This window comes from Segeticoccus rhizosphaerae (assembly GCF_009192725.1).
GTDB classification, from domain to species: domain Bacteria; phylum Actinomycetota; class Actinomycetes; order Actinomycetales; family Dermatophilaceae; genus Segeticoccus; species Segeticoccus rhizosphaerae.
Genome location: NZ_VOHR01000308.1, coordinates 1 through 4,411 on the forward strand (window position 1 = coordinate 1; position 4,411 = coordinate 4,411).

Consider the following 4,411-nt stretch of genomic DNA (forward strand, 5'->3'; position numbering starts at 1 on the left):
GGCACCGCGTCGACGCCGGTCACCTGCCAGCCACGGCGGGCGAGCTCGACCGACGGGCCGCCGGTCCCGCAGCCGACGTCGAGGGCGCGGCCGAACGGCGCCGGTCTGCCCTGCTCTTCCCGGTCCAACAGCGCAGACATCTGGTGCAGGCTCGCGGGGTCCTTGGCGTCCCAAGGCATGAAACCGACGCGGTAGAGAAGACGGTAGGCGAGGCTCATCAAGGTTTCCTCCTTCCGGTCCTCAGGTTAGGGCCGGCGGCGATTCGCGTGACACCGAATGAGCGAACCGGGTCGCGCTCCACCACCAGGGCGGCGGTCGGACGAGGATGGGCGAGACCACGCCCGGGCGACCGGGCGGATATCCTTGGGTGACCGCCATACCCCTCGGCCGGGCTTTCGCGCGTGGCCGCACTCACGAGGAGCACCTCGCATGGGAAACGTCGTCGTCGACGTGATGCTCAAGCCCGAGATTCTCGACCCGCAGGGGCAGGCCGTCGCCGGCGCCCTCCCGAGGCTGGGAATCGACCAGTTCATCGACGTGCGGCAGGGCAAGCGCTTCGTCCTGACCGTCGACGGCGAGGTGACCGACGAGGTGCTGGCCGCTGCGCGTCGGGCCGCCGAGACGTTGCTGTCCAACCCGGTGATCGAGGACGTCGTGTCTGTCCGGGCGGAGCAGGACGTGGAGGCTGTCCGGGCGGAGCAGGACGTGGAGGCTGTCCGGGCGGAGCAGGACGCGGCAGCGGCGGAGTCGGCGCGATGAGGATCGGGGTCGTCACCTTCCCCGGGTCGCTCGACGACCAGGACGCGTTGCGCGCGGTGCGCCTCGTCGGTGCCGAGGCGGTGCCGCTCTGGCACGGCGACGAGGACCTGCGGGGAGTCGATGCCGTGATCCTGCCGGGCGGCTTCTCCTACGGCGACTACCTGCGCTGTGGAGCGATCGCGCGGTTCGCCCCCGTGATGGGCGCGCTCGTGCCCGCGGCCCAGGGCGGGCTGCCGGTGCTCGGCATCTGCAACGGCTTCCAGGTCCTCTGCGAGTCGCACCTGCTGCCGGGCGCGCTGATCCGCAACGACCACCGCAAGTTCGTCTGCCGTGACCAGGTGCTGCGGGTCGAGAACGCCGCGACCGCGTGGACGTCCGACTACGAGCAGGGACAGGAGATCACCGTCGTGCTGAAGAACGGCGAGGGCAGCTACGTCGCCGACGAGCGCACCCTCGATGCGCTCGAGGCCGAGGGGCGGGTGGCGTTCCGCTACGTGGGGCAGAACCCCAACGGCTCCTACCGCGACATCGCCGGGATCACCAACGAACGGGGCAACGTGGTCGGTCTGATGCCGCACCCCGAGCACGCCGTGGAGGAGGGCTACGGTCCCTCGGTCGACGGGCTCGGCTTCTTCACCTCGGTCCTGGCTCAGGTGGTCAGGGCGTGAGCGCCTCGACCTCGCAGCTCGACACCGTCGAGCGCGCCGCTGCCTCCTCCGACACACCGCAACCCTGGGCCGAGCTGGGGCTGGGGGAGGACGAGTACGCCCGGATCCGCGAGATCCTTGGTCGCCGGCCCACGAGCGCTGAGCTCGCGATGTACTCCGTCATGTGGTCGGAGCACTGCTCCTACAAGTCCTCCAAGGTGCACCTGCGCCGGTTCGGCGACCTGCCGGCCGAGACACCGCTGGGCAAGCAGCTGGCCGGCATCGGCGAGAACGCAGGGGTCATCGACATCGGGCAGGGCTGGGCGGTGACCTTCAAGGTCGAGAGCCACAACCACCCCTCCTACGTCGAGCCCTACCAGGGCGCCGCGACCGGCGTCGGCGGGATCGTGCGCGACATCATGGCGATGGGTGCCCGCCCGATCGCGGTGATGGACCCGTTGCGGTTCGGGGCGATCGACCATCCCGACACCCAGCGCGTGCTGCCCGGCATCGTCGCCGGGGTCGGCGGCTACGGCAACTGCCTGGGCCTGCCGAACATCGGGGGCGAGGTCGTCTTCGACCCCTGTTACCAGGGGAACCCCCTCGTCAACGCCCTCTGCGTCGGTGCGCTGCGGCACGAGGACCTGCACCTGGCCAAGGCCACGGGCACCGGCAACCTCGTGGTGCTCTTCGGCGCCAAGACGGGGGGCGACGGGATCGGCGGTGTCTCGGTGCTCGCGTCCGAGACCTTCGACGACGAGGGTGTCGGCAAGCGCCCCGCGGTGCAGGTCGGCGACCCGTTCGCCGAGAAGGTCCTCATCGAGTGCTGCCTCGACCTCTACGCCGCGGAGGTCGTGGAAGGCATCCAGGACCTCGGTGGCGCCGGGCTCTCCTGTGCCACCAGCGAACTCGCCTCTGCGGGTGACGGTGGCATGCGGGTGTGGCTCGACCGGGTGCCGCTGCGCGACGCGACGCTGCGTCCGGAGGAGGTGCTCATGAGCGAGTCGCAGGAGCGGATGATGGCGGTCGTCACTCCCGACAAGCTCGACGAGTTCATGGCGATCGCGGACCGCTGGGACGTCGAGGCCACGGTGGTGGGCGAGGTGACCGACGGCACCAACCTGCAGATCCACTGGGGCGACGAGCTCATCGTCGACGTCCCTCCCCGTTCGGTGGCCCACGACGGCCCGGTCTACGAGCGCCCGCTGGAGCGGCCGGCATACCTCGATGGTCTGCAGGCTGACGACGGCGCGCGGCTGGCCAGGCCGTCCACGCCGGAAGACCTCAAGGCGACGCTGCTCCAGCTGCTGGCCTCGCCCAACCTGTGCGACAAGTCGTGGGTCACCGACCAGTACGACCGCTACGTCCGGGGCAACACCGCGCTCGCGATGCCCGACGACGCCGGCGTCGTGCGGGTGGACGAGGAGACCGGCCTCGGGGTCGCTCTCTCGACCGACTGCAACAGCCGCTTCGCCAAGCTCGACCCGTATGCCGGGGCGCAGCTGGCACTCGCCGAGTCCTACCGCAACGTGGCGACGGCGGGGGCGATTCCGCTCGCGGTGTCCGACTGCCTCAACTTCGGCTCACCGGAGGACCCGGGGGTGATGTGGGAGTTCAGCGAGGCCGTGCGCGGCTTGTATGACGGCTGCCTGGCCCTGGGCATCCCGGTCACCGGCGGCAACGTCTCCTTCTACAACCAGACCGGCGAGACCGCGATCCACCCGACCCCCGTCGTCGCGGTGCTCGGCGTGATGGACGACGTCGCGCGGCGCACTCCGTCGGGGTGGAAGGCCCCCGGGCAGATGCTCTACCTGCTCGGGCGCACAGCCTCGGAGTTCGGGGGCTCGACCTGGGCCGACGTGGTGCACGGGCACCTCGGCGGGCTGCCGCCGGCGGTCGAGCTGGGACTCGAGCGCGAGCTGGGAGAGATCCTGGTCAACGCCTCCCGGGACGGACTGATCGACGCGGCGCACGACCTGTCCGACGGCGGTCTGGCGATCGCGCTCGCCGAGGGCACGATGCGCTATGGCGCCGGCGCCCGCGTCTGGCTGGACGAGGTCTGCGAACGTGACGAGATCGACGTGTTCACCGCGTTGTTCAGCGAGTCCGCGGCCCGCGCGGTCGTGGCGGTGCCACGCTCGGAGGAGGTGCGCTTCACCGACATGTGTTCTGCGCGCGGCTTCGCGCACGCACGCATCGGCGTGGTCGACGACGAGCTCGACGGGATCGAGCTGCAGGGCCGGTTCAGCGTCACCCTCGAGGAGCTCCGGCACGCGCACACCGGCACCCTGCCCGCGGCCTTCGCGCACTGACGCAGCCGCCCGGCCGGCCCGTGCTCAGTCCAGACCGCTCATCGCCCTCGCGAAACCGGCCTGAGCTGAGCAAAGGACGGGCGAGTCGAGCTCGCGGCCCGGTCGGTCAGAAGCCGTGGGCGAGTATGGCGGGCACGGCACCGCGCCGGAGCAGGTCGAGGACCACGGCTTCGTGCGGGACGACCGGGTCGGGCAGCGCGTCGAGGCTGAACCACTCGAGGTCGGCGCACTTGTCGGGCTCCTGGATGGCGGGTACGCCCGACCAGTCGCTCGCCGTGAGGAAGTAGTCGACCCGCTCGTTGACCGGGTCCCCGTCGCCGGCGGTCCGATGCATCGCCGTGAGCGGCACCAGGCCGTCCGTGCGCAGCTCGATCCCGAGCTCCTCGCGGGCCTCGCGGACGGCCGCCTCGAAGACCGACTCGCCCCGTTCGACGTGCCCGGCCGCGGCTGCGGCCCAGTGCCCGTCGCGGTAGCCCGTGCCCTGACGCAGTTGGAGCAGGACCTGTCTGCCGGTGGCTCCGTCGCTGCCCGCCGGGCCGTCGGGCTCTGGCCGCAGCAACAGCACGTAGGCAGCGGGGACCACCCGGAATCGTTCGAGCATGCCCGGCACTCTACGGCCGGCAGGTCAGCGGCGGCGCCAGACCCGCGCCGGAGGCGGTGCGGGCGAGGGGGCGCTCTCGGCCACGGTCCAGG

The 4,411-nt window shown here is 71.4% G+C and carries 5 protein-coding genes; 3 read left to right on the forward strand and 2 right to left on the reverse strand.

All coding sequences use genetic code 11. From position 1 onward, the window contains the following. Window positions 1-218: class I SAM-dependent methyltransferase (locus FRW57_RS17900; protein ID WP_203230397.1), on the reverse strand; the 218-nt coding region annotated here is incomplete at its 3' end. 211 nt (window positions 219-429) lie between these two features. On the opposite strand from FRW57_RS17900, the gene purS reads away from it, so the two are divergent. Genes purS through purL form a run of 3 tightly spaced genes read left to right on the forward strand, consistent with a single transcriptional unit; the run spans window position 430 to window position 3,718 of the window. Next, window positions 430-759, forward strand: coding sequence for a phosphoribosylformylglycinamidine synthase subunit PurS (gene purS, locus FRW57_RS17905; RefSeq protein WP_152186631.1), 330 nt, complete (start codon window positions 430-432; stop codon window positions 757-759). Continuing rightward, window positions 756-1,427: a phosphoribosylformylglycinamidine synthase subunit PurQ gene (purQ, locus tag FRW57_RS17910; RefSeq protein WP_152186632.1), complete on the forward strand. Its 672-nt coding sequence runs from the start codon at window positions 756-758 to the stop codon at window positions 1,425-1,427. Before purS ends, purQ begins: the two co-directional genes overlap by 4 nt. After that, window positions 1,424-3,718: a phosphoribosylformylglycinamidine synthase subunit PurL gene (purL, locus tag FRW57_RS17915; protein ID WP_152186633.1), complete on the forward strand. Its 2,295-nt coding sequence runs from the start codon at window positions 1,424-1,426 to the stop codon at window positions 3,716-3,718. Before purQ ends, purL begins: the two co-directional genes overlap by 4 nt. A 106-nt stretch (window positions 3,719-3,824) precedes the next feature. Here the strand turns inward: purL and FRW57_RS17920 are convergent, their stop codons facing one another. After that, a complete protein-coding gene (locus tag FRW57_RS17920) occupies window positions 3,825-4,319 on the reverse strand; it encodes an NUDIX domain-containing protein (RefSeq protein ID WP_137122132.1) in 495 nt (164 codons plus the stop codon). Between the last annotated feature and the right edge of the window lie 92 nt (window positions 4,320-4,411).